This is a genomic window from Paenibacillus sp. J31R34 (assembly GCF_059383715.1).
Genome location: NZ_JBXENU010000001.1, coordinates 459,735 through 484,350 on the forward strand (window position 1 = coordinate 459,735; position 24,616 = coordinate 484,350).

Annotated in this window: 22 protein-coding genes; 18 read left to right on the forward strand and 4 right to left on the reverse strand. The window is 48.2% G+C overall.

All coding sequences use genetic code 11. The features are described 5' to 3' along the window. Positions 1–45: 45 nt before the first annotated feature. From AC50YG_RS01945 to AC50YG_RS02010, 14 genes are all read left to right on the forward strand, one after another. Positions 46–933 carry a dihydrodipicolinate synthase family protein gene (locus AC50YG_RS01945; protein ID WP_494824306.1) on the forward strand — a complete coding sequence of 296 codons (888 nt, stop codon included), beginning with the start codon at positions 46–48 and terminating at the stop codon, positions 931–933. Between the two features lie 52 nt (positions 934–985). After that, the gene (locus AC50YG_RS01950; RefSeq protein ID WP_494825263.1) at positions 986–2,422 is read left to right on the forward strand and encodes an aldehyde dehydrogenase family protein; all 1,437 of its coding nucleotides are present in this window, start codon (positions 986–988) and stop codon (positions 2,420–2,422) included. Positions 2,423–2,532: 110 nt separating this feature from the next. Beyond that, positions 2,533–2,805 (forward strand): (2Fe-2S)-binding protein, encoded by a 273-nt coding sequence (locus AC50YG_RS01955; RefSeq protein WP_494824308.1) that lies wholly within the window; start codon positions 2,533–2,535, stop codon positions 2,803–2,805. Next, entirely contained in the window at positions 2,805–3,137 is a 333-nt protein-coding gene (locus AC50YG_RS01960) for a (2Fe-2S)-binding protein (protein WP_494824310.1), read from the forward strand. The genes AC50YG_RS01955 and AC50YG_RS01960 overlap by 1 nt, the downstream gene beginning before the upstream one ends. Beyond that, entirely contained in the window at positions 3,134–4,369 is a 1,236-nt protein-coding gene (locus tag AC50YG_RS01965) for an NAD(P)/FAD-dependent oxidoreductase (RefSeq protein ID WP_494824312.1), read from the forward strand. Before AC50YG_RS01960 ends, AC50YG_RS01965 begins: the two co-directional genes overlap by 4 nt. Continuing rightward, complete coding sequence (locus AC50YG_RS01970) at positions 4,356–6,341, forward strand: glycoside hydrolase family 127 protein (protein ID WP_494824313.1); 1,986 nt, start codon at positions 4,356–4,358, stop codon at positions 6,339–6,341. The genes AC50YG_RS01965 and AC50YG_RS01970 overlap by 14 nt, the downstream gene beginning before the upstream one ends. A 27-nt stretch (positions 6,342–6,368) precedes the next feature. Then, positions 6,369–9,038, forward strand: a complete 2,670-nt coding sequence (locus AC50YG_RS01975) for a LamG-like jellyroll fold domain-containing protein (RefSeq protein ID WP_494824316.1) — start codon at positions 6,369–6,371, stop codon at positions 9,036–9,038. 51 nt (positions 9,039–9,089) lie between these two features. Next, positions 9,090–11,288, forward strand: coding sequence for a LamG-like jellyroll fold domain-containing protein (locus tag AC50YG_RS01980; RefSeq protein WP_494824318.1), 2,199 nt, complete (start codon positions 9,090–9,092; stop codon positions 11,286–11,288). Between the two features lie 506 nt (positions 11,289–11,794). After that, positions 11,795–12,220: a MarR family winged helix-turn-helix transcriptional regulator gene (locus tag AC50YG_RS01985; protein WP_494824320.1), complete on the forward strand. Its 426-nt coding sequence runs from the start codon at positions 11,795–11,797 to the stop codon at positions 12,218–12,220. Between the two features lie 111 nt (positions 12,221–12,331). Continuing rightward, a complete protein-coding gene (locus tag AC50YG_RS01990; protein WP_494824323.1) occupies positions 12,332–13,438 on the forward strand; it encodes a Gfo/Idh/MocA family protein in 1,107 nt (368 codons plus the stop codon). A gap of 25 nt (positions 13,439–13,463) precedes the next feature. Then, a complete protein-coding gene (locus AC50YG_RS01995) occupies positions 13,464–14,492 on the forward strand; it encodes an LLM class flavin-dependent oxidoreductase (RefSeq protein WP_494824325.1) in 1,029 nt (342 codons plus the stop codon). Position 14,493: 1 nt separating this feature from the next. Further along, positions 14,494–15,630 (forward strand): NtaA/DmoA family FMN-dependent monooxygenase, encoded by a 1,137-nt coding sequence (locus tag AC50YG_RS02000; RefSeq protein WP_494824327.1) that lies wholly within the window; start codon positions 14,494–14,496, stop codon positions 15,628–15,630. A 21-nt stretch (positions 15,631–15,651) separates the two neighbouring features. Then, on the forward strand, positions 15,652–15,879 hold the full coding sequence (locus tag AC50YG_RS02005; protein ID WP_494824329.1) for a DUF896 domain-containing protein: 228 nt from the start codon (positions 15,652–15,654) through the stop codon (positions 15,877–15,879). Positions 15,880–16,007: 128 nt separating this feature from the next. Beyond that, positions 16,008–17,279 carry an IS110 family RNA-guided transposase gene (locus AC50YG_RS02010; protein WP_494824331.1) on the forward strand — a complete coding sequence of 424 codons (1,272 nt, stop codon included), beginning with the start codon at positions 16,008–16,010 and terminating at the stop codon, positions 17,277–17,279. Positions 17,280–17,741: 462 nt separating this feature from the next. On the opposite strand, the gene AC50YG_RS02015 is transcribed toward AC50YG_RS02010, so the two are convergent. The 4 genes from AC50YG_RS02015 to AC50YG_RS02030 all read right to left on the reverse strand — a co-directional run bounded on the left by AC50YG_RS02015 (position 17,742) and on the right by AC50YG_RS02030 (position 21,863). After that, positions 17,742–18,848, reverse strand: a complete 1,107-nt coding sequence (locus tag AC50YG_RS02015; RefSeq protein ID WP_494824333.1) for a glycoside hydrolase family 88 protein — start codon at positions 18,846–18,848, stop codon at positions 17,742–17,744. A 103-nt stretch (positions 18,849–18,951) separates the two neighbouring features. Continuing rightward, positions 18,952–19,818: an AraC family transcriptional regulator gene (locus AC50YG_RS02020; protein WP_473761499.1), complete on the reverse strand. Its 867-nt coding sequence runs from the start codon at positions 19,816–19,818 to the stop codon at positions 18,952–18,954. 71 nt (positions 19,819–19,889) lie between these two features. Beyond that, the gene (locus tag AC50YG_RS02025; RefSeq protein ID WP_494824337.1) at positions 19,890–20,936 is read right to left on the reverse strand and encodes an aminoglycoside phosphotransferase family protein; all 1,047 of its coding nucleotides are present in this window, start codon (positions 20,934–20,936) and stop codon (positions 19,890–19,892) included. Positions 20,937–20,993: 57 nt separating this feature from the next. Further along, positions 20,994–21,863 carry a hypothetical protein gene (locus AC50YG_RS02030; protein ID WP_494824338.1) on the reverse strand — a complete coding sequence of 290 codons (870 nt, stop codon included), beginning with the start codon at positions 21,861–21,863 and terminating at the stop codon, positions 20,994–20,996. 140 nt (positions 21,864–22,003) lie between these two features. On the opposite strand from AC50YG_RS02030, the gene AC50YG_RS02035 reads away from it, so the two are divergent. The 4 genes from AC50YG_RS02035 (at position 22,004) to AC50YG_RS02050 (ending at position 24,434) form a co-directional block, all read left to right on the forward strand. Further along, positions 22,004–22,528, forward strand: a complete 525-nt coding sequence (locus AC50YG_RS02035; RefSeq protein ID WP_494824341.1) for an SMI1/KNR4 family protein — start codon at positions 22,004–22,006, stop codon at positions 22,526–22,528. Positions 22,529–22,531: 3 nt separating this feature from the next. Then, positions 22,532–22,930 (forward strand): DMP19 family protein, encoded by a 399-nt coding sequence (locus AC50YG_RS02040; protein WP_494824343.1) that lies wholly within the window; start codon positions 22,532–22,534, stop codon positions 22,928–22,930. A gap of 15 nt (positions 22,931–22,945) precedes the next feature. Further along, positions 22,946–23,467, forward strand: coding sequence for a hypothetical protein (locus tag AC50YG_RS02045; RefSeq protein WP_494824345.1), 522 nt, complete (start codon positions 22,946–22,948; stop codon positions 23,465–23,467). Positions 23,468–23,564: 97 nt separating this feature from the next. After that, entirely contained in the window at positions 23,565–24,434 is an 870-nt protein-coding gene (locus tag AC50YG_RS02050; protein ID WP_494824347.1) for an AraC family transcriptional regulator, read from the forward strand. The last annotated feature ends 182 nt before the right edge of the window (positions 24,435–24,616 follow it).

A 24,616-nucleotide genomic window follows, 5' to 3' on the forward strand; every position in this document is an offset into this window, starting at 1 on the left:
TGCCAAAAATCTAAACGATTAACATTCGAGAGGAGCAATTTTGAAATGGCAAAATTTGAAGGTGTCTATGTAGCTATTGTTACCCCTTTTACTTCTACCTACGAAGTCGACTATAAGCGATTGAGGGAGCATTGCGACTGGCTAATCGCAAGTGGCATAAGCGGGCTTGTTCCTACTGGATCTCTTGGCGAATATGCAACGATGAGCAATGAGGAACGAGCAAAGGTAGTGGAGACGGTCATAGAAGCTGCAGCAGGGCGGGTGCCGGTCGTTGTTGGCTCAGCAGCCCCTTCTACAAAGCAGGCGGTCGCATGGGTACAGCATGCCAAAGATTCAGGTGCGGCTGGGGTTATGGCGCTGCCTCCTATCAATTACAAGCCGCTCGAGCATGAGGTTATTGCTCATTACGAGGCGCTGAATGAGGTAGGCCTCCCGATTGTAGCGTACAACAATCCTCATGATTACAAAGTGGATTTGACGCCGCAGCTGCTTGCGAAGCTTTCCAGATTCGACAATATCGTTGCGGTAAAAGAGTTTTCCGGAGACATCCGCCGCGTGCATGATATTTTGGCCTACACCGATCTTGAAGTCATGATCGGCGTAGATGATTTAGCGATGGAAGGCCCGCTGTTTGGCGCAACAGGCTGGATTTCCGGTGTGCCCAATGCGCTGCCGAAGGAGGGCGTGGAGCTGTTCAACCTTGCAAGACAAGGGAAAACTCAAGAGGCAAGCGCGCTTTATCGCCGTCTGCTGCCTTTGTTCCATATGGATGCCAGCCCTCAGCTCGTTCAATCGATCAAATATATGATGGAGCTGGCGGGATTCCCGGTCGGTCCTACACGTCCGCCGCGCCTGCCTTTGCCAGAAGCGGATTACCAGCTCATTAGAGAAGCTTTTGAATACGCGGTTAGACCTAATCAGCCAGCAAACTAAAGGAACGTTGAGATTAAAGCAGCCTAGTCCGAAGAGGAGGAATCGCAAAATGGTGAGCAGTCGGAATTGGATCGGAGGCGAGTGGATTACGCCAGCAGCAGGCGAATCTGTCGTTATAAATCCATCGAATATTAAAGAGGAGGTTGGCGTTCTCCATCTATCTGACCAGTCCCACGTCGTACAGGCGGAGCAGGCGGCGCGTAAAGCGTTTGAAGCATGGTCTTGTCTAACAGGCGCTGCTCGAGCAGAGCATTTGTATAAACTTGCTGCCGCACTGGAGTCCAAGCTGGCTGAGGTAGCGAATCTCGCAAGCTTGGAAATGGGTAAACCGATTACGGAAATGCGCGGTGAAGTGATGCGTGGAGTGAATTTGCTCCGTTATTACGCGGCGGAAGGGGTACGAGCCAATGGGGTTGTCATTCCTTCAAGTGAGCCCAGCGTTTTGCAGTATACGAAAAAGGTTCCTCTGGGCGTTGTTGGCATTATTACCCCATGGAATTTCCCGGTTGCCATACCTATTTGGAAAATCGCGCCTGCGCTTATTTGCGGCAACACCGTTATTTGGAAGCCGGCGGAATTTGCCTCCTTAACGGCAACGAAGCTCATTGAGATTTTTGCAGAAGCAGGGCTTCCTTCGGGCGTCATCAATCTCGTCATTGGCAAGGGCAGCAAAATCGGAGATGTATTGCTGGAGCAAATTTCGCTCGACGCGGTAAACTTTACTGGCTCTACATCAACAGGCACTCATATTGCCCAGCTTTGCGCCATGCGAAATATTAAATATCAGACGGAAATGGGCGGGAAAAATGCCGCTGTTGTTTTAAACGACGCTGATCTTGAAAAGACGATTCCGCTCATTGTCAGCGGCGCCTTCCGTTCGGCAGGGCAGAAATGTACAGCAACGAGCCGAATTATCGTCGAATCAGGCATTTATGCTTCGTTTACGAAAGCGCTCGGTACAGCGGTTTCACAGATCAAGCTGGCACAAGCTCTAGATCCTACCGCTTATTTAGGCCCCGTTGCTTCCGCAAGCCAATATGAAACGGTCATGTCTTATGTCCATATGGCCCAGCAGCAGGCGGATATTGTTGCCCAAGGTCCGGCTGCTGCTGAAATAAACGAGGGGTATTATATTCAGCCGATCGTGGCAGCAGGCTTGGATGCAGGGCATCCCCTTATTCAGGAAGAGGTTTTTGGGCCAGTTGCAGCGCTGCTTCAGGCATCTGATTTCGAGGAGGCCATCGCTTTATGCAATCAATCGATTTTTGGGCTAAGCGCTTCGCTGTTTACGCAAAGCTTGTCCTATGCCCATCGGTTTTTGGATGAAGCGCAGGCAGGCATGGTTCGCGTGAATCAGGAAACAGCGGGCGTCGAATATCAGTCCCCATTCGGCGGGATGAAGCTTTCCAGCTCGCATTCGCGCGAGCAAGGGCAAGCGGCTTTGGATTTCTATACGGAATTAAAAACATGCGCTATCCGTTATTTTTAAAATATAGAAAAGTATGTGATTTTTCTATTCCTTCTCTATATTTCTCGGAATGAAACGCGCCGCGCCGCCAAAGGACGACGATAGCCGTTTCACCTTGGGAGGTTTATATAATGAAGCATTCATCCTTAGTCATTTGCCGCTGCGAAGAAGTGACCATGGGGCAATTGGAAGAAGCTTATGCGTCGGGAAGCTGCACTTCACGCCAGCTGAAGATGAAAACAAGGGCTACGATGGGCGCTTGTCAGGGACGGGTTTGCCGAGCCCTTGTAGAAACATGGATTCATGTGAAAAATCCAGATGATCCTCGTGACGCTGAATTATTATCGTACCGTCCGCCTATTCGGCCTATAACGTTTGGCCAGCTAGCAAAGGATGAAGCGTAATGGAAAGGATTGAGAACCATCCGATACTTGGCTGTTGGCAGACGCCGCGTGAACCTGTTGCTTTTTCCTTTAATGGGAAGCCAATGACAGGGCTAAAGGGAGAACCAATAGCGGCGGCGCTGCTCGCAGCCGGTGTTCGGACGCTGCGCAGGCATGAGGAATCGGGGCATGCTCGTGGGCTTTATTGTGCCATTGGTCATTGCATGGAATGCCGCCTGAGCATAGAAGGAAAAGGAATGGTACGTTCCTGTCTTACTCCGCTTGAAGCAGGAATGTGTATAGCTGAGGGGCAGCAGCTTCCAAACAAAATAACAGGGAGGAAGCTGCTATGACGAAGGAGAGCCAGCCTGATCTCATTATTGTTGGTGCTGGGCCGGCTGGCTTGTCGGCAGCTGTTGTAGCTGCTGAAAACGGCCTAAATGTCACGATATTGGATGAATTTCCCGAACCGGGCGGACGCATGCTCGGCCAGTTTCATGAAGAGAAGGGCCACTGGTGGGTAGGAAAACAGGTCGCCCATCATCTCATCGAGCAGTGCTGCACGCTAGGTGTTCATATCCGCTGCGGCGTATCCGTTCACGGCATGTGGCAAAACGATCAACATTGGGTGATTAGAACGTCAGACGGTTCCATCACGGCAGCTAACGTATTGCTGGCAACGGGCGGTGCCGAGATTCCGCAGCCGTCTCCCGGATGGACACTGCCAGGTGTCATGTCGATTGGCGCAGCGCAAGTGATGACTAATGTACATTTCGTCAAACCCGGGCGCCGCGGCCTCATTATCGGAGTTAACGTGCTAGCGATGGCAATCGCTCGTGAGCTATCGGTAAGCGGGGTATCCATCGCATCCATCGTACTGCCTACGCAAAGTCCGCTTTCTGGAACAGACGCTTTGCCTAAAGAAAATGTAGAAAAGCTGCTCGGATTAGCCCATTTAGCACCGTCGGCATTTATGAGAATGGGTGGTAAAGTAGCCCATTCTCTAAATATGGCGGGAGTGGTATCCCATTTTTTCCCGAAAGGTGGCATCAAGCTATGGGATATTCCATTAAAGCTTCGGACAACGGCTGTAGCTATCAATGGCAAGGACCATGTGGAATCGGTGACGCTTGCCGACGTAAATGGACGCGGCGAAACGATTGCTGGAAGCGAGCGGGAGGAAGCGGTTGATTTCGTCGCTCTTGCTGGTGGTCTATATCCATTAGCCGAGTTAGCTTCGGTTGCCGGCTGTCCCTTTGTTTATATGAAAGAGCTCGGCGGCCATATTCCGCTTCATAGCGAAGCGATGCAGACTCCAGTAGCTGGGCTGTATGTAGCCGGCAATATAACCGGTGTTGAAAGTGCTCTTGTAGCCATGGCGCAGGGGCGGCTTGCAGCCACTTCCATTTGCAGAGATGTGGGGCTGCTGGGCAGGCAAAGCGATGCAAAACTAGCGGAGGCGCTGCAAAAGGTTCAGCAAGTGCGTGCTTCCGCTTTAATCCAGTTTCATCCGGGCATTCCAAAGGCGAGAGAGCAAGTCTACCAAATGTGGGCGAAAGGCTGTGGCAACGTTGAAAATAATTGAAAGCAACGAAAAATGGCGAAAGGTTTCGTATAAGTCCGTTAAGATTCATGACCCTTTTTGGTCCCATTATAGAAGTCTCGTTCGTGATGAGGTCATTCCCTATCAATGGGAGGCCATTAATGACCGGGTTGAAGGCGCTTCCCCCAGCCATGCGCTGCAAAATTACCGCATAGCGGCTGGCGAAGCGGAAGGAGCGTGTTACGGCTATGTTTTTCAAGATAGCGATGTAACCAAGTGGCTGGAGGCTGTCGCATACAGCTTGCAGGCCGATCCCAATACGGAGCTGGAAAAGCTTGCGGATGAAACGATAGATTTGCTGGGGAAAGCCCAGCAGCCGGATGGTTATCTTAATACTTATTTTACGATACAAAATCAGGACCAGCGCTGGACGAATGAACGCGATAATCATGAAACCTATTGCGCGGGCCATTTGATAGAGGCAGCCGTTGCTTATTATGAAACGACGGGCAAGCGCAAGCTGCTGGATATCGCCTGCAAGCTGGCGGATCATATCGATTCGGTATATGGCGCAGAAAAGGGCAAGCTGCGAGGTTATCCCGGGCATCAGGAAATAGAGCTGGCTCTTATGAAGCTTTATAGTGCAACGGGCCAGGAGCGCTATTTGAAGCTATGCCAGTTTTTTATTGATGAGCGCGGCCAAGAGCCTCATTATTTCAAGGCGGAAGCAGAGAAGCGTGCTGAGAAACGGGGACGAGAATCGCTGCTGCGTGAAGGCTACTATTCATTATACAAAAACAATTACGAATATAATCAAGCCCATTTGCCTGTTCGGGAGCAGCTGGTGGCGACAGGGCATGCCGTGCGGGCGGTATATATGTATACCGGCATGGCGGATTTGGCTGGCGCGACGAATGATACAGCGCTGCTCGAAAGCTGCAAAAGGCTATGGGAAAACGTGACGCAAAAGCAGATGTATGTAACAGGAGGCATTGGCTCGAATCACGAAGGGGAAGCTTTTTCATTCGACTATGATTTGCCTAATGATACCGCTTATACCGAGACCTGCGCTTCTATCGGCCTTGTTTTCTGGGCGCAGAGCATGCTCCATCTTGATCCGGACAGCAAATATGCAGACGTCATTGAGCGGGCTTTATACAACGGAACCATTAGCGGCATGGGGCTGGATGGCAAAAGCTTTTTCTATGTCAATCCGCTGGAAGTATGGCCCGCCGCCTGCAAACGTCCGGATACACGGCATGTGAAGCCCTCCCGGCAAAAATGGTTCGGCTGTGCTTGCTGCCCGCCCAATCTTGCACGACTTATCGCATCACTCGGCTCTTATATTTATTCCCAAAACGAGTTTGCGGTTTATATCCATCAATATATCGGCAGCGAGACTACGCTGAAGGTGGCGGGGCAAAACGTAAGTCTTTCCCTGCAAGCCCATTTCCCTTGGGAAGAAACGGTCGCCATTCACGTGACGCCTGAGCGTGCTGAAGCGTTTACGATCGCCCTTCGCATACCAGACTGGTGCGACGATGCAGCGATTAACGTAAATGGTCAAGCGATACCGCCAGATTCGCTGCAAATCCACAAAGGTTATGCTGCGATAAACCGCATCTGGCATACGGGAGATCATATTGCGCTAAAATTCCCCATGGCAATCAAGCGCCTATATGCCCATCCCGATGTTCGGGCGAATGCAGGCAAAGTGGCCTTGCAGCGGGGGCCTGTTGTGTATTGCTTGGAGGAAGCGGATAATGGGGCGTTCTTATCGCATATTGCGCTGCCTGAGCAAGCTACGCTTGCCGCGCATTTTAAGCCTGATTTGCTCGGCGGTATCGTCGTCATTGAAGGGCAGGCCGTGCGGGGCGAACAGCCGGGTAGCAGCCAAAGGCTATATGAATCTCGCAGGCGAGGGCAGCATTCCTGCACCATTCGGGCTGTCCCTTATTATGCTTGGGCGAATCGTGGTGAAGGAGAAATGGCGGTGTGGATTCGGGAAAGCTAATATGCGGAAGTAGAGGGAGGCTTGATGATGAAAAAAGGGATTTCATTCGTCATTTGTTGTATGTTATTCGTTTCGCTTTTTGCTATGCCCGCTGCTGCAAAGCCTAAGCCTGCTCAGCCGGAACTAACGAGCGGCGAAGCGAAGCTTGAAGATATTTTTGGCCGAACCGTTAATCATTACGGCGTTGAGCTGGTTGACTGGCAAGGCTATATTGCCAATCCCTATGTTAAGTTGAACGTCATTCCGCCTGCCAATGCCGCTTATCCGCTCACCATAGACATTAAAGCTAAAGGCACCTCCCGCTTGATGATGGACCGGCCAAGTACACTCAGCGCGACAGGTGCCCAAAAAACGCTGGCCTTTGATGCTGCTGGCGAGCGCAAACCGTTCCTGCTGGAAATTCATCCGGATCGGATAGGCGGCAACGGCGAAATCGAGCATTATACGCTTGAGCTGACGATTACCGATGCGTTAGGAGCTGTTCGTTCGCAGACAACGCCTATTCGCGTATGGGATCAGGATGACGAGAAGGAGCCCGAGCTTCCTTTAAAATTTGATTACCGATTCGATACGATACAGCCTTATTTTAGTGATCCTGCAATTCGCGAGGCGGGCGAGCAGGCCATTAAGGATTGGTTTTATTTTTTTGATATGGAGTCATTTGATACGGTTCCTGCAAACTCCGAAGTAAGCATGCTTCCCGAGGATAACTTTGATGGCCACATTGAAGTAACGAATGATGAGGCATTCAACGGGATGTGGATTTTTCTAAGAGGGCTGAATGGCCCTTATTCAACAGGTGCTCCGACGGACAATGGAAAATATCATAAGCGCGGCGGCATTACGATTCCGGATAAGCTTCATCGTTCATTAATGACGATTCTTGATTTTTACGATACGGCGACGCCATTTACATCTTTGAATGACGAGGAATGGTACCTCACGGAAATGTCAAATACGTCTACGGATGTATACGGCCTCATTATGCATGAGTTTGGCCATGCGCTCGTATTTTCCGGTAACTGGAAAGGGGTAGCTGCTTATAAGCGAAGCGGGGGCACGGCAGACAATATTGTCGCCTATCAAGGCGGGCCCGTTCCGCTCGACGGCACCTATCATATTCCGGGAGAGGAGCCCTATTGGGATCGGATCAGCGGTCAAAATGGCGGAAGGACGCATCTTTTTCACAATAAGCGCTGGATGCTGACGAAGCTAACCTTGCTAATTGCGGAAAAAGCAGGCTGGAAGCTGAACGATAAGCTGACTCCGTTCCTGAGTCCATCCATTAAAAACATGCCGATTCCAAATGCGAAGCAGGGGAAAAATTATGAGCTGCAGTTGCAAGCGGAGGGCGGGGTTCCTTTTTACGATTGGACGATTGCAGATGGTTCGCTGCCACAAGGGCTGACCTTGGACCGCTTCACCGGCAAAATCGCTGGAAAAGTGTCTGTGCAAGCAGAGGGCAGCTATTCGTTTACGGTACAGCTTCGCGATTACGATGAGCTTGGAACCCCCGTTCAAAAGACATTCACATTAAATGTGGGCCAAGGCGAGCTTTTAGGAAGCTATTTGTTTGATGAAGCAGACGGGGCGATCTCCCTAGATTATTCGGGAGCGGGGTACGATATCTCGACCTTGCATGCAAGCAGAACAGATGGGGCGAGAGGGGGTGGGATAGCCTTTAATGGGGCTTCCAATTATGTTGAACTGCCACGTGACATGCTGAAAAAAGCAAAAGCGTTCTCGTTCTCTTCATGGGTGAATGTGACGGATAGTGTCTATTCTCCAAGCTCAGTTGGCGTGACGAATTCGGTCTATGACACGAGCTCGCGGATTTTTGATTTTGGCACATCGGATTCTAAGTATATGGCACTATCCACAGATTCCCAAGGCGGCTTAAGCTTTACGATTTCGAGAAAAGGGGGTAAGGAGGAAGCAACCATCTTAGGGGGCAGCATAACCTCTGGAAAATGGCAGCATGTGGCGGTCACGGCATCTGGTCATACGGCGATCCTTTATGTAAATGGGATGGAAGCAGCGAGAACCTCTAATTTGACCCTGGGAGCGATCGAATCCATTTTAAAGGGCGAGCACCATTATGTTGGAAAGTCTCAACGCGATGAACGTTATTGGAATGGCATTTTGGATGAGATCAAGCTTTATAATCGCGCTTTGTCTGCCGCCGAGATTGCCAGTCTTGCAGCAGATCAGCCATTGCCTCCAGTTGTTGAGCCGCCAGCGCCAGTAAATCCTAATGTGGCGATTGAGGGAAGCATTACGACTTCCTACGTCTCGCCTTGGGAGAGCTTGGTAGGGCTGAATGACGAGTACGAACCGGAGAGCTCTGCAGACCGAGGCCATCCGGTGTATGGCAATTGGGACTCGCACGGAACCGAGCAATGGGTGCAATATGATTTTGACCAGCCTTTTACATTATCGTCAAGTGAAGTTTATTGGTTTGATGATAATGACGGCATTGATTTGCCGGAGTCGTTCTACATCCAATATTGGGATGGGACGAATTGGACGCATGTTTCCAATCCGTCTGCATATGGCGTGTTGCCGGACCAGTATAATGTGACCACCTTTGATCCGGTGACGACGACCAAAATTCGGCTATCGATGAAAGCAAAGCCGACAGCTTCAACGGGCATTGAGCAGTGGAAGGTCATCCGCGTGACGGAAACAGACGAATAGAAGACAGAAGGCAGAAGGCAGGCAATTCACAAATAAAAGGGAGGCTTGGCGATGTTGAAAAGAGGTACGAACCGCGTGGCCGTTAAAAAAATGATGTCAGCAGTTGTTTGTTTGGCCTTGCTAATAGGCGTTATAGGCACGATTCCGCAGAAATCGGTTTATGCGGCGGCCAATTTTGCGGAAGTAGTAGACATATTCGGGCGGACCGTTAATGACAACGGTATTGAATTGGTCGATTGGCAGGGTTATCTTGCGAATCCATCTGTGAAGCTCACGGTTAAGCCACCATCTAGCGCTGTTTTCCCCGTTACGATTAACCTGCGTACACAGGGAACGACCCGGCTGATGATGAATAAGCCTAGTACGCTATCGGCAACGGGCTCGGCGAAAACGCTCACTTTTACGAATGCATCCCAGCAGCTGGATTTTGAATTAGCGATTCACCCCGATCGAATTGGCGGGCCCAACGAAATCGAAAATTACACGCTGAGCATGCAGGTCGTTCAAAGCAATAATACACAGAGCACGCAAACGATTCCGATTCGCGTGCTGGATCAGGATGATAATGCCGAACCTTCGCTGCCTATCAACTTTGATTACCGCTTTGATACGATTACGGGCATCTTTGCAGATGCAGGAGTGAAGGCGGCTACCGAGCAGGGGGTCAAGGACTGGTTTTATTTCTTTGACGAGACGCCATATGACACAGTAGCTTCAGGCACTGAAAATATTTCAATTCCAGGCGACAACTGGCTGAATCCGATTAGCGCTACCAATAATGCCGCTTATAATGGCGTATGGGTTTTTCTGCGCGGCTTAAACGATCCTTACTCAACGGGCTATCCGGCAGATAACGGCAAATACCACAAACGGGCTGGGGTTCAGGGTCCGATTCACCGCTCTTATGGACTGATTTTGGACTTTTATTCCGGGTTTACACCGTTTTCCTCCTTGAATGATGAAGAGTATTATTTAGCTCAAATGCCAGGAGCTTCCTGTACCTCAAACTGCCAAACAGATGTATTAGGCTTAATCGCCCATGAGTTTGGCCATGCCGTTGCCTTCCACAGCAGTTGGAGCGGCATGGTGAACTACCATAGCGCCGGCGGTAGCAATGATGCGGAAGTCATCGCATATCAAGGGAACGCGGTTCCGCTAGATTCCAGCTATCATATTTCGGATGCCAATTCCCTTTATTGGGATCGAATCAGCGGCCAGAGTGGAGGCAGAAACCACAAGTTTCCTTCCCAGCGCTGGATGATGACGAAGCTGAGTTTATTGATCGCCGAAAATGCGGGCTGGAAAATCAATAAAAATCTGTCTCCTTTCGTAGCGCCTTCTATTGTTACAACCTCGCTGCCTAACGGAACGAAGGGCGCAGCTTATTCGCAGCAGCTCACAGCCAAGGGCGGTGTGCCTTTCTATGATTGGAATGTAACGAGCGGTTCGCTGCCGCCAGGGCTGACGTTTGATCGCTTCAAAGGTACCCTTACAGGAACAATCGACAATAGTGCCCCTCAAAGCAGCTATACGTTCACTGTTCAGCTAAGGGATTACGACACGCAAAGCACGCCTGTCACCCAATCGTTTACGATTAATTTAGGCGGAGGCGGGCCAGTCAGCGATGTTGTTGCCCAATATTTATTTAATGAAACAAGCGGAGCAACGGCCGCTGATGCGTCAGGCAATGGAAAAACAGCTGCGCTGAGCGGCGGCATCACTTGGGCAGCCGGGCATGCGTCGGGCGCCGTCAATTTTAACGGTTCTACTGGATATGGAAGCTTGCCAGCAGGCATTGTGAACAGCTTGAATGATTTCACCATTGCTACTTGGGTGAAGCTGAACGCGGTATCCGATTGGACGAGAATTTTTGACTTTGGTACGGGTACAACGGCGAACATGTTCTTAACACCAAGGCCGGGCGGCGCAGGCTTAAGATTTGCCATTACGAATAGCGGCAGTGGAGGAGAGCAGCGGATTTCAACGACGACGGCGTTTCCGACTGGGGTATGGAAGCATGTCGGAGTAACGCTCTCGGGTAATACGGCAAGTCTGTACGTAGATGGCGTACTCGTAGGCACCAATACGAATATGACGCTTAAGCCATCGAGTCTTGGCAATACGACGCTTAACTATTTGGGCCGTTCGCAATATACGGGAGACCCGTATTTAAACGGTGGACTCGACGATTTCCGAATTTATAATCGGGCGCTCAGCGCAGCGGAAATGACCACACTGTTTAACAGCTAAGACCAACGCAATACTACTCAAAGCAAAGCCAAAGCCAAAGCCAAAGCCAAAATTAAAGCTCTTGTTCTTAGTGTCATTCCTGTAAGTGAAATGCCCTCTGGAAGCTCATTGCAAAGCCCTTGCGGGTCTAGCGATGAATGGTCCAGAGGGCATCATTTCAGTTTAGTTCGAATAATGAAGTTCGCTTAGATGGCGGATTTTTTTATTTAACGGAGGTGAATCCAGTTAGGAGCTTATCTCGACGATCTTCATTTTAGCTAAAATATTCAGGGATTAGATTATTAAGGTATTAGGTAAATCTCTATACTCGGCCGAGCATTGAAAGGTCGCAGAAACCAGGTGATTCATTACAATAAAGTCTTGTTCTAAATAATTTAAAAGTGGTGAAATCATTTTCATGAGATAGGATACATAATAAGCTCTTTACCTAGGGTAAGTTGACACAGGAATTTCATCGTGATATATTTAGCTTACTAAATAAATTACAGCTATTTGAGGGTTGCCGCATGGATGATAAGGTGGATTGTGATATTCGGGAGCTGTTAGATAAAATATCAGCTCGAATGCGCCGGGATTACAGCGAAAGTCTAAGAGAGCTTAACCTTTATGTAGGTCAGGATAATTTGCTTTATCGCTTGTGGTTAGGCGATGGAGTGACACAAATGCAGCTATGTGAACATCTGAATTGTGAACCGCCTACGGTAACGAATATGGTTAAATCACTGGAACAAAACGGATTTATTTACCGTAAACGTGATGATAAAGATGCTAGGGTTATGCGAATTTTTCTAACCCAACAAGGCAAAGAACTAGAAGAGCCCATTGGAATCAAATGGAGACAGCAGCAAGAAAAATTACTCAAATCAATTTTAACGGAAGAACGCTTATTATTAAGGCGTCTTATGAAGCAAATGGAGAGTAACTTATTTTAAGCTCTCTCTTTTTTTAGTATTTTATTTAGTAGGCTAAACAAATATTTAGTAAGCTAATTAAATTAGCTTTTAGAAAAGAACAAATTTATTGCAAAAAGGAGACGATTATACGTGACTACAGAGAAAATTGGTGTTGGTGTTGTCGGAGCAAGTCCCTCTAATCCTTACAGTTGGGCGGTTAATGTACACATCCCATCTATTAAGGCGTTATCCCACGAGTACGAATTGAGAGCTGTAAGTACAAGCCGTCAAACGACTGCGAAAGAAGCCGAGAGAAAGTTTGGTGTACCCGGATTCGATAACCACTTGGATTTAATAAACCATCCTGGCGTAGATTTGGTTGTCGTCACTGTAAAAGTTCCCTATCATCATGAAATAATATCAGCTGCATTGGATGCAGGCAAAATGGTTTTTTCAGAGTGGCCGCTCGCCAATGGCTTAGCAGAAGCAGAAAGCTTGACTCTTCATGCAGAATCCATTGGAATACGCACAATTGTTGGCTTACAGGCACGTTATAGTCCAATCATTCGCTACGCAAGAGATCTGATCTTAGATGGTTACATTGGTGATGTACAAAGTACGACCCTGGTGGGATCAGGAATGGGTTGGACGGGGGTTACCGACCGAGGGAACTCATATGTTTATGATAAAAATAATGGCGTAACCGTTCTGTCTGTTCCGATTATGCACACCTTTGACGCCCTACAGTATATGCTTGGCGATTTTTCAACCATTTCTGCAGAGTTGGTAACCAATCAATCCGAAGCCTTATTAACAGATGATCATACTAACATTCCCTTTACCTCTCCGAGCCATGTATCGATTATGGGGACACTGACGAATGGTGCGGCTGTTTCTACCTTTTATCGCGGAGGAATTTCTCGTGGCGACAATATGCGTTGGGAAATCAATGGTACAAAAGGCGATCTTGTCATAACAGCACCGACGGGCCATCTCCAACTGGCTGAATTAAAGCTGCAAGGCGGGCGAAATCAAGACGAGCGTATGGAAGACTTGACTGTTCCTGCATCTTATTTTGATGAAAAGCTTCCTGCTGGTTTACCAAATAATACAGCTCGGATTTATGCACAGTTCGCTAAAGATCTGCGTGAGGGCACTTACACTACCCCTGATTTTGCCCATGCTCTACGCCATCATAAACTTCTTAGCGCAATTGAAACAGCCTCACTTACAGGAACGAGGCAGCATTTAAGCTGATTTATATGAAAGAGGAGTATACCCAATGCATTCAACGATGAATGAACAAAACTTAAAATTATCGATATTGGATTTCGTTCATGTATACAAGCATAGCAATCCTATAGAAAGTCTTACTAATACAACAGAGGTTGTTAAGTTAGCCGATCAACTGGGTTATACCAGGTACTGGTTTACGGAACATCACAATACAACGAGTCAAATCAGCACTTCTCCCGATTTGCTAAGCTTGCATGCAGCCTCCCAGAGCCGGCACATTCGTGTTGGTTCTGGAGGAATGATGCTGCCTAATCATAGTCCATTGAAAGTGGTAGAAAACTTCACCTTGCTTGAAGCGCTATATCCGGGAAGAGTAGATCTAGGCTTAGGAAGGGCCGCTGGGACAGATCGTTTAACGGCAATGGCCTTGCAGGGCTCGCAAGATGATTTCCCTGTCCAATTAGATTATTTACTTTCTTTTTTTTCGCGAAGCTTCCCGGAACAACATCCTTACCGTAACATCAAGCCTCCTGGTGATCCATCCTTGATTCCTGAGCTTTATATGCTGGGCTCCAGTCAGGGAGGGGTACAGTTTGCGATAGAAAAAGGGCTCGGCTTTGCATTTGCTGCCCATTTGGCTCCGAAACTGGCAGTACCAATTTTGCGAGCCTATCGTGAGAAATTCATTCCCTCGTTGAATCTGAAGGAGCCTAAAAGTATGATGGCTATCGCTGTTATTACTGCAGAGACTGACGAAGAGGCAAAGTATTTGAGCGGTCCGTTAGAACTCATGTGGGCAAGGATGGCTACAGGATCATCTATTATTTCTTTTCCTACCTTAGAAGAAGCGGCAGCTCATCGGTATACGCCTGACGAAGAAAGAGCTCGGGAGTACAACCGTGAACGATTCGTCATCGGAAGTATCGAAAATGTGGCGAAAAAGCTAAGGGAAAAAGCGAAAGAGGCATGGGTTGACGAAATCATGATCGCTGATTTTTATCCCGAACAGGCTGCGCGGCTAAAAGCTTTTGAATTATTGGCTAAAGAGTTTGGCCTTAACAGAAATGAGGGGTAACATGCGAAATAAAAAACAACTTAAAATCGGTGCAATTGTCGATGGTGTAGGTTGGAGTTATACGGCATGGCGCCATCACGACATGCCTTCTAATGCGAGCGAAAGTGTAGATCATTATGTGAAAAAAGCAAAAATGGCTGAAGAAGGGAAATTCGATATGGTTTTTTTAGCAGATGTAAGCCATATAGGCCCTGGTATGATTCCACATTATCTAAGTATGTTTGAAGGTGTAACGATACTATCCGCTTTAAGTATGGTAACGAGCCATATTGGACTTGCTGCAACCATTGCAACATCCTACGCAGATCCATTTACAGTGGCTAGGCAGATGGCCTCTCTCGATAAAATAAGCAACGGGAGGGCAGCATGGAACGCCATCACTTCTAATCCTGGCGGTTTGGCTAACTACAGCAGAAGGCATCTTTCTAAAGCTGATTTATACCCTTTGAAGAAAGAGTTTATTGAAATTGTAGAAGGACTATGGGATTCCTATGAAGATGATGCTTTTATCCGTGATAAAAAGAGCGGTATTTTCTTCAATCCAAGAAAGATGCATCCACTGAACTATAGAGGAAAATATTTCTCTGTAGACGGCCCATTAAATATTAGTCGTTCTTCACAAGGAAGACCCGTTATTTTTCAAGCAGGTACTTCTGATGATTTTATGGATATCGCATCCAAGCATGCTGAAGGCGTACTCGTAAATGGGGATGATTTTAATTATGCTAATCAATTCAGTATGGAATTAAGAAGAAGAGCAGCCCTTGCAGGAAGATCGCCGGAAGACCTGTTGACTATGCCAACCCAACATATCATCGTCGGAAGAACAGAAGCTGAGGCGAATGAAAAGTTCAAGGAGCTGCAAAGGCTGTCGCCGCTAGGAAATCGCACACCTAAGCCCTCATTTTTCGGATCGGCAGAGACCGTGGCAGATAAGATTGAGCATTGGCATCAAGCAGGGGCAATGGACCTGCTGCTCCTAAGACAGGAGCATCCTTCGGGATTGGATGATTTCATTGATCTGGTCGTCCCCATCCTACAGGAAAAAGGAATATTCCGAAGAGAATATGAGTCCCGCACCTTGCGGGGAAACCTGGGACTTCCTTACCCAGAGAATAGGTATGCAACCCTATCATAAACAACATTGGAGATGAAAACGATGATTCCTTTTCTTAATAGAATAAACGAACTGAGCAGAAAACAAGCAAAAGAAGGACTAACCGATAACGAGAAAGCAGAGCAGTTGAAACTGCGGCAAGATTATTTGCAGATGATTCGTGGACAGTTCATGACCACTATGTTAGCTGTCTCGGTAGTCGATTCTGAGGGTAATGATGTTACTCCGTCAAAGTTAGTTGATGAAAAAAAACGTATGCTCTTGAACTAACGAGGAACGTTAGCATTCCTGTAGAGCGTTAATTATCAGCTTTGCAAAAAGAAGAGCGCCTCGGTACGATGGGAGTACGCAACGGGTCATAGCCCTAAAAATCCCATCATCCAGGAGGACGCTCTACTATGAAGTTTAAATCCCAAGACAAACAAAATCAACTCATTGAAAAAATTACCCCTCAGCATCTCGTCGTCGGAATCGACATTGCACAACTAACGCATGTCGCTCGTGCAGTAAACTTCCGCGGAATCGTCATCGGTCATCCACTATCCTTCTCAAATAATGAAGAAGGGTTTCAAGTTCTTCTTCGTTGGGTTCTTTCCTTGCAAGCAGCTCATAATCTTAACTCGGTCATTGTTGGCATGGAACCTACCGGTCATTACTGGCTTAATATCTCTAGATGGCTTTCAAAGCATCCAATTGAAGTTGTTCTGGTCAACCCTCATTTGGTGAAAAAGAATAAGGAGAACCGCGATAATACCCCATCGAAGAGTGACAAGAAGGATGCCCTAGTTATTGCGGACATGGTTAAGAATGGCTACTACGCGTTCATCCGCGACACACCTGAGGCTTTTGAAGAACTTCGAGTCTTTCTCTCAAATCGGGACTCCGTCGTAACGAGACTCGTTAGTACGAAGAATCAAATCCATCGTTGGGTTGACGTGGTGTTCCCAGAACTGCGACAAGTCTTTAAAGGGCTTATGTGCAGAAGTTCATTGGCCACGCTCCGTCTTTTCCCGACACCTGAAGAACTAGGGAAATTACAGCCTCATGACGTGGTACGAGGGTGGAAATCCCTCATGAAGCGTCAGCCTGGTGAAAGAAAGGCCCAAGTCCTTATCACTCTTGCTCGTCATTCAGTTGGATCTAAACAAGCTACGTGTGCGTACAAACTTCATTTAAAGCAACTCCTCGCCGAATACGACCTTGCATGTCAACAACTGCAAGTAGTTGAGGCAGAGATTATTACGGTGTTAGATCGCATCCCTTTTGCTAAATTAATGCTTGCTGTCAAAGGGATTAGCGCGATCTCACTAGCGGGTATTCTTGGAGAGGCCGGGGATTTAAGCGGCTTTGCGCATGGTAATGCACTGCTTCGGCATGCAGGTCTCAACCTTGCAGAAGCAAGCTCAGGCAAATGGACAGGACAGATGAAGATTAGTAAACGTGGACGATCTCGCCTCCGTCGGTTTATTTACATGATGACCATGAGTTTGGTTGGGAATAACCCGGAATTCAAAGCAATGCATGCGTACAATGTACAGGTGAAAAAGATGAAGAAAATGAGATCGCTTATGAAACTGTGTGGTAAATTAGCCCGAATACTCGTTGGAATGGCCCGCAGCAACGAAGCCTACAATCCTCACAAAACGATGCCCGTTCAGCAAGCAGCTTAAGCAATAACTTACCGTTTCGTCGTACAAATGTTGGCTTATTCGCAGGATTTCAAAAAGAAAGCACAGGGTACCGGGTGTATTGAACCAAAGGGCATCGACCCGTAACGTTAGCAAGACCGGCCTCCACCCCTTGGACAGGCGTAACGAAGGAATGAGAGGGCAAAGACCCGTTGAGACATGGGAGTGAAAACCTTCAGGGCGGCGTGGAGAAAGTGTGCAGTATATGGTAAAAAATGGGGCGTGAACCGCCCCCTCTATTTCCTCACGCCTTCATGTTGGCCTGGTCTACAACAAGGGTTCACTTACTTTCATTCTGTAGTTTTGGTAAGGGTGAAATCCTGCGAATAAGCGAGCATTTGTGAGAAAAATGAATCGTACCGAGGGAGCTCAATAAAACAGCGGCAGTCTAAGACGATATTACTCGTCTCCGGCTTGCCGCTGTTTTTAATGTTGGGATAGTTGTTAAAAAATGCGGTGCTTCCAGCCGTTCAGCTTGGCAATTGCCTCGACATAATAATAATCGCCATAGATGAGCGATACATCGATAAAGCTAGTGCCGCTGCCCGTTCCATGCAGCAATATCGCCTCATGCTCCGGCTGCTCCCATGTCGCATAATTTTCCGTCAACGAACGCAAAATCCGCTCCGCTGCATTCGTATACAAGCTTTTCTCGCCCGGTGCCACAAGCTGCGCCAGCTCCAGCAGGCCAGATGCGGCGATGCTTGCCGCCGAGCTGTCCCGAAACAGGCGCTCATCGTCTCCGAGACGGAAATCCCAATACGGCACCTGATCCTCCGGCAGGCCAGCGATAAAATAATGGGCGATGCGCTTCGCCGTATCTAGGAACCGCTCATCTCCAGTATGGCGATACGTATTTGTAAAACCGTATAGTCCCCATGCCGTACCGCGGCTCCATGAAGATTCCGGCGAATAGCCTTGGCCGCCCAAGTTTTCGAGGTAGGCGCCATTTTCAGCATCGAAGGAAATAATATGCTTAGTGGAGCCATCTGGACGAATGCCGTGCTGCATCGTCGTCTCGGCGTGACTGATTGCAATATGCTTGTAGCGCGGATCTCCGGTCACTTTGCTCGCCCAGAACAAGAGGGATATGTTCAGCATGCAGTCGATAATGACCCAGCCATACTTATCCTCATTCCAGGCCCGAATAAATTTGCCGACCGGATTGTAACGGGCAGCGAGGAAGTTCGCTGCTTCGATTCCTCGGCGCAAAGCATCCTCATCGCCGGTGAGCGTATGCTTAATAACCGCAGTCGGCAAAAACTGAAAGCCAACATCATGATGCAGCTCAACCGTCGGCTTAATAAACCATTGCTCTAGCGTTTCATCCCAATGCCATGCAGCATCCTTGTATGCTGGCTTGCCCGTCATATCATGCATAATCCACAGCAGCCCCGGCCAGAAGCCCGTCGTCCACCAGTCGGACCCAATATCGTCAAATTTCCCGTCCTTACCCGCAAAATGCGGACATTTGTCGCCGATTTGCTGAACCATGCGCTCAGCCTTGCTGTCCAGCCGTTTTATTATTTCTTGCCAATAGGACTCAGTCATTGTACAGGCCTCCATCATTTTTGAATATGCGGTGACCTGAGTATAGCCCGTTTGAGACACGGAAAGTTGCAATTGAATATAAAGAAATGTTTATATTTTGTCATTACTGATTTTTGCGGTATTTGAGTGGAGTGGTTCCAAGCGCTTTGCGGAATAGCTGGTTAAAATAGGAGGCGTTCGGAAAACCGACGGCAATGCCAATCTGCTCAACGGACAAGTCGGTCGTGCGCAGCAGCCGGCAAGCCTGCTTAATGCGTCGGGCAGTCAAATAATCGACAAGCCGGCTACCGGTTTCCTGATGAAACAGTCTGGAAATATAGGATTTGGACAAATGCATTTCTGCCGCCAGCTGCTCTAAATGGATTTCTTCATGGTAATGCTCCTCGATCCAGCGCATCATTCGCTCGGAATAGCGCAGCGAACGATGCTGCTCGGCAGGCAGAAGAGTGCTGTCGCCCATTTCCAGGCAGCTTACGAGCTGAAGCAGCAGCATGGTAATATTTTCAACATTTTCATGATGAATCGAACCGTTTGGCTGCTGATTGCAGTCGTAAGACTGCAGCATCCATTCCATAACCTCGGCTCGCTCGCTCAGATCAAAGCCGCACCGATCATTTGTGCCCTGCCATAGAGCCGAAAAGATCGTCTTCCGATTGGGAAAACCAAGCAGCAGCTTCTCAGCGGCATAGGGGTCGATGTAAAAAATTGAGCGATGAAACGGCTTTTCCGTTGAAACGTCCGAATAAATGCGATGCAGCTGATAAGGCTGAAAGAAAAACAGCATGCCTCCGCGAATATCGTACATTTGCTGATTGACGACAATATGCCCCTGGCCGCGATGGATGTACATAATTTCACAGCATTGATGCCAGTGGTAATAACCTTTGTAATGGTCGTTCGTGTACAGATTATAATTCCACACGAGCGACTGCTGATTTTGAAAAAGAACAGGTTCGAACAGCTGCTTCATAAGCCCTCCGCGATGACAAAATATAAACATTTGGATTCGGTTAAATTATAGCCTTATACAGAGGAAGAAAGCTATGATTCGGAACCTCTCTTTTTTGTTGCGAAGTGCTGTCCACTATCAAAACCATATTTGGCGAGATACTGCGGATACGAATGAAGATGCACAGCCCTTGCCGTGCGCTGAGCTTCCTCCCGGTGCTCCGGAACCTGCTCAGCCTCAACATAATCAGCCAGCACGTCGATGACGTCATCGAGCAGCTTCGCCCGAAAATACAGTTCCAATCGTTCGAGGGCCGCAGTCCCGGCTTGTGCCAGAACTTTATCTCTCCATATCGGCCAGGACGGGTTATGCGTTAGTGGCCAAAGCAGTACCGAGTAGTCCATCGCCGCGTCGCCCTGGCCAGTTAAGTCGTCCCAGTCGATTATCCGGAACCCGTAATTGTCGCATGTCAATACGTTGTTGCTGTTCAGATCGTTATGAACAACATCACTCGCAGGGTGTAGAAATGCAGGGGTGTGCCGAACGATGTCCCGCAGCCTCTGAACCTCTTCCCCAAACCACAAAATCGTCTCGTCCGATACAAAATCACGGAGCAGCTCGCGCGAATTTCGGATTTCTTCGAGATCCTCCGTAAACCGGGTAATATACTCGTCCTCGAACGCCTCCGAATAAGTGCGAGTCTCAGTATTAGGCAGCATTCCGCGAAGACGTTCGTCGCGATGGAGCTTAGCGATGGTCTCTATGACACCCGTTAGCGCAACCTCAGGATTCCGTGTTTCCATAAGCGGGATCGCTTCCTCGATAAATTCAAAAACGAGTCCGTAGGGATATCCCGGCACGATTTCGTACTCAATTGCATGGACCAGCCTGGGCGCGGTGTAGTTCCCGGCAAGATAATCACTGACGCCCGCCCATTGCCGCAGACGCGCAGCCTTGCTAGGTGGGGCCAGCTTGACATGAAGCTGAGTGCGGCCGTCCGTCAGCCGGACAGACAAGTTGCCGAAGCCACCAGGGTTATAAATATATGAAGCATGGATATGATTTGGCTCTAAACCAAGGGCATCGGCGTTCACTGACGCCCATTCCGCAATTATTTTTTCAACCAGTTGTACCTGCATATCTGCACCCTGCTTTCGCGGCATATTTTGGTCAATTCCGAATAGTTTTGCATATGATTAGCCTGAAATATATTCCCCGAACAACTGCCGCGCTTTATCCCAGTCTACGCCTAGCTCGCCCTTCCAGCCTGCCCATGGCATCTCCATATCGGAGCGTCCTTTCGTATTGCTTAGCTGAAGCTCGCCGTTCAAAATGTCCTCCATATTCGTCCAAGAATCAGGAGTGAGGGGGAGAACCGTATTGGGCAGTACCCCTACCGATGCTAGGGATTTCAGAATGCTGCGGCGCATGCCAGGTGTTCCTTTCAGAAGCTTCGCTGCGGTAAGGCGCTTCTCCAATTTGCCGGGCGTTTCATCGTCCTCGGCTTCATCAATGAAGTGCAGAAGCTGGGAGAACTTTTGAATATCCTCAGCCGTTGGTACAATAGGGCCATGCTCAGTCAACTCAGCTAACTCGGTCAAATGGGCATATGCGCCCACTGTCGAATCATAGGCATTGCCCAAATGAATGGCGTACCGAATATACGTTAGATGCTCGTACTGGTCTTTGCTGAATCCGCAATATTTGCAGCATACGAAACGCTCCGCCTGCTCATACGGATGCTCCTGCATATGAATCATCTGTTTATAGTTCATTAAAGAAGAGATACCCGCTGGAAAGCTGCCGCCAACGCCGGCAATGAATACGCCAGCAATGCTGCCCCATGAAAATGCTTCATTGGATTGAAGCGAAATGAGCTTGCGGTTCAGCTCGTCATGGGTAAGCAGCTCGATTTTATTAGCTTCCCACTTATAATGCTCAAGCAGTTCACGCTCACTTGGCTCCAAAATATCCGTGTTATATAAACTGATGCTGCGATCTGGATTGTAGTGGGAATTGGCATACTTATAAAGCTTTTTGAGCGCTTTCATCAGTTTTTTATCCATTATGTAGACTCCTTGTCTATTATAAATGATGTAGAATGCCCTTCAAACCTAAGCTTAATAGCAACGCATGGAAAAAGGCAAATCGGGGAGGAAGAATTGGTAGAATACGCTAATAGGATGGTACAATAGGAAGCAAGAGCATGGTGAGCAGGAAGCAGGATATAGTAGAAGCTAAAATGGCACAAAAGCTAGTTATTATCGGCAAGGAGGGCATGGATAATATGAAAGAAGAGCTTATGGAACGATTAAAGGCGTTCCTTTATCGGGAGGATAATCTTTCTTTAGTCGGCATTGCTGCCAGCCAAGAAGAAATCGCAATGGCACAGGAGCGGCTAAATGTAAGCTTTCATGCGGACTATATTCATTTTATCCAGAAATTTGGCGGTGCGTATGCGGGTCTGGCTGTTCATGCGTTCTCGAATGGCTCCAGCATTGGAAAAGAAACGGTTGTTGATTTGACGCTGGAGTTTCGAGAGCAGTTTGAAGGAAGTTTACTTGCCGAGCTTTTGGAGAGCAGCTATGTGATATCGATGGATGGCTCCGGCGATCCTATTATCATTAATCCGGCTGGGCAGGTTCTCATCTGCTATCATGATAATGGGGAAATGAAGCCATTGGCAGACTCATTTGAGGCGCTGATTGAGGATTGTTTTTTGGAGTGGTGAGTGATGACGGACAAGAAAAATCAGGCTGGCGGAGATTGGGCCTCCCTAACGGAAGCTGAGCAGGAAGTCGCGGCTTTATGGCTGCTGGAAGCCGATATGTATAACGGCGGGTTTTTGCAGTTTTTTTGCAACTGGGGATATGAAGCTTATTTGCACGCCGTTCGTGCTTTAAACACCATTGCAGCGCCAAAAGCGCTGGATATTCTCACAGGCTGCTATGCGGTGATTGATACCTATAAGGATGATCCGCGATTGGAAGCGCTTTGGGACATCCCGAAGGTGCTGACGGAGGAAGAGAGCGATGCGCTCGAAGAGCAGGATGAGCAGTTTTGGGCGTATGAGGACAAGCTGTCCGAGAAGGCTTATGCGCATTATCATCTTTTGTTGCAGTTGAAGCCTTAATCATGGAGGAAATAGATGGGGACCGATATTCATTGTTTCGTAGAGCAAAAAATGTATCGCTATTCAGGTATAGATCAAACGGGAACATGGATTTCAATTGATAAATGGACTAAAAACAGTTGGGTCATTCTTTTTTCAGAACGTAACGAAGAGGCGCCTTGGGTAGTCGAGAGGGAGGATATGATTTTTAAAGATCGGAATTATGATCTCTTCGCCATTCTCGCCAATATTCGGAACCCTGACCAAATGCCTTTTATCAGTGAGCCGCGCGGATTGCCTGACGATGTTAGTCCAGAAATTCGGCTTCAAATAAAATATGGTGAGTACCATAGCACGACTTGGTTTACCGCTAAAGAAATCTTAGAATACGATTGGAACCAAGTGTTTGAATACGAAGACGAAACGATGGACGGAAAAGTTTATATGGATACCGTAAATTATATGGAATGTAGCCGTGCTTTCTTGGATGTCGTCAACCGTTTGGTTGGAAGGAGAGAACCATCAGAGCTACGTCTGATTATTACGTTTGATTGTTAAAAACCTTAAACGAACCCGTCAATTTGGTGCATGAACTGTCGGACTCCTTCGGGGCGAATTTGATACTCTACAAGTGTGGAAGGGAGGGCAACTAAAGATGCTTGAGCACATGAACCGGGCATTGGCCTATATGGAAGAACATTTGACGGAGGAGATTGATTTTAAAGAGGCGGCAAGGCGGGCGTTATGCTCGGAATATCATTTTAAGCGAATGTTCTCATTCCTTGCTGGGCTTACGATGTCTGAGTACATTCGCCGCCGGCGTCTAACGCTGGCTGCCTTTGAGCTGCAGCAAAGCCAGGTTAAAGTCATCGACGTTGCGATGAAATATGGCTATCAATCACCGGACGCATTTACGAAGGCGTTTCAGCTTTACCATGGGGTTACGCCATCCGAAGCAAGAAGCAGCGGACCATCGTTAAAGGTTTGCCCTCGCATGACCTTCCAGTTAATCGTTAAAGGAGGAGTCGAAATGAATTATCGCATCGAGGAAAAAGCGGATTTTCGCATCGTAGGCATTCACAAGCGGGTGCCCATCCAGTTTAACGGGGTTAATCCGGAAATCGCGGCAATGTGGCAAAGCTTGGATGAGCAAAAGATAACTGTGCTCAAGCAGCTATCCAATATCGAGCCTTATGGCATGATTAGCGGCTCGGCGAATTTCTCGGAAGGCCGGATGGAGGAGAAGGGCGAGCTGGACCATTATATTGGCGTGGCCACAACGCTCGCGTGTCCGGTGCCATTTTCACAATTGGAGGTTGCAGCATCTTCCTGGGCCGTATTTGAAGCAGTCGGGCCATTCCCGGGTACGCTTCAAGAAATTTGGGGCCGCATTTATTCGGAGTGGTTCCCGTCTTCCAGCTATGAGCAAGTGGAGGGGCCGGAGCTTTTGTGGAATGAGCATAAGGACATCACGTCCGCAGCGTTTAGAAGCGAGATATGGATACCGGTCAGAAAGCGGATGTAAGACAGTAGCGATTGATGCAGCGTATATGAAAGGGAAGCCGGAAGGAAGCGGGCTTCCCTTTTTGCATTCGTTGAGATTGCTGAATCAAGGTTAGGGACAACGCTCCAGGCAGCATCTATGATTCCCACTATTTTCATTTTTAGCGGCATGCGCTATATTTGAGAGAAATAGAATGTAACGGT

What these genes read in the sequence shown, in the direction of transcription:
- AC50YG_RS01945 (WP_494824306.1), top strand. Translation starts at nt 46, where the DNA reads ATGGCAAAATTTGAAGGTGTCTATGTAGCTATTGTTACCCCTTTTACT.
- AC50YG_RS01955 (WP_494824308.1), top strand. Translation starts at nt 2,533, where the DNA reads ATGAAGCATTCATCCTTAGTCATTTGCCGCTGCGAAGAAGTGACCATG.
- AC50YG_RS01960 (WP_494824310.1), top strand. Translation starts at nt 2,805, where the DNA reads ATGGAAAGGATTGAGAACCATCCGATACTTGGCTGTTGGCAGACGCCG.
- AC50YG_RS01965 (WP_494824312.1), top strand. Translation starts at nt 3,134, where the DNA reads ATGACGAAGGAGAGCCAGCCTGATCTCATTATTGTTGGTGCTGGGCCG.
- AC50YG_RS01975 (WP_494824316.1), top strand. Translation starts at nt 6,369, where the DNA reads ATGAAAAAAGGGATTTCATTCGTCATTTGTTGTATGTTATTCGTTTCG.
- AC50YG_RS01980 (WP_494824318.1), top strand. Translation starts at nt 9,090, where the DNA reads ATGTTGAAAAGAGGTACGAACCGCGTGGCCGTTAAAAAAATGATGTCA.
- AC50YG_RS01985 (WP_494824320.1), top strand. Translation starts at nt 11,795, where the DNA reads ATGGATGATAAGGTGGATTGTGATATTCGGGAGCTGTTAGATAAAATA.
- AC50YG_RS01995 (WP_494824325.1), top strand. Translation starts at nt 13,464, where the DNA reads ATGCATTCAACGATGAATGAACAAAACTTAAAATTATCGATATTGGAT.
- AC50YG_RS02000 (WP_494824327.1), top strand. Translation starts at nt 14,494, where the DNA reads ATGCGAAATAAAAAACAACTTAAAATCGGTGCAATTGTCGATGGTGTA.
- AC50YG_RS02005 (WP_494824329.1), top strand. Translation starts at nt 15,652, where the DNA reads ATGATTCCTTTTCTTAATAGAATAAACGAACTGAGCAGAAAACAAGCA.
- AC50YG_RS02010 (WP_494824331.1), top strand. Translation starts at nt 16,008, where the DNA reads ATGAAGTTTAAATCCCAAGACAAACAAAATCAACTCATTGAAAAAATT.
- AC50YG_RS02015 (WP_494824333.1), bottom strand. Translation starts at nt 18,848, where the DNA reads ATGACTGAGTCCTATTGGCAAGAAATAATAAAACGGCTGGACAGCAAG.
- AC50YG_RS02020 (WP_473761499.1), bottom strand. Translation starts at nt 19,818, where the DNA reads ATGAAGCAGCTGTTCGAACCTGTTCTTTTTCAAAATCAGCAGTCGCTC.
- AC50YG_RS02025 (WP_494824337.1), bottom strand. Translation starts at nt 20,936, where the DNA reads ATGCAGGTACAACTGGTTGAAAAAATAATTGCGGAATGGGCGTCAGTG.
- AC50YG_RS02030 (WP_494824338.1), bottom strand. Translation starts at nt 21,863, where the DNA reads ATGGATAAAAAACTGATGAAAGCGCTCAAAAAGCTTTATAAGTATGCC.
- AC50YG_RS02035 (WP_494824341.1), top strand. Translation starts at nt 22,004, where the DNA reads ATGGTGAGCAGGAAGCAGGATATAGTAGAAGCTAAAATGGCACAAAAG.
- AC50YG_RS02040 (WP_494824343.1), top strand. Translation starts at nt 22,532, where the DNA reads ATGACGGACAAGAAAAATCAGGCTGGCGGAGATTGGGCCTCCCTAACG.
- AC50YG_RS02045 (WP_494824345.1), top strand. Translation starts at nt 22,946, where the DNA reads ATGGGGACCGATATTCATTGTTTCGTAGAGCAAAAAATGTATCGCTAT.
- AC50YG_RS02050 (WP_494824347.1), top strand. Translation starts at nt 23,565, where the DNA reads ATGCTTGAGCACATGAACCGGGCATTGGCCTATATGGAAGAACATTTG.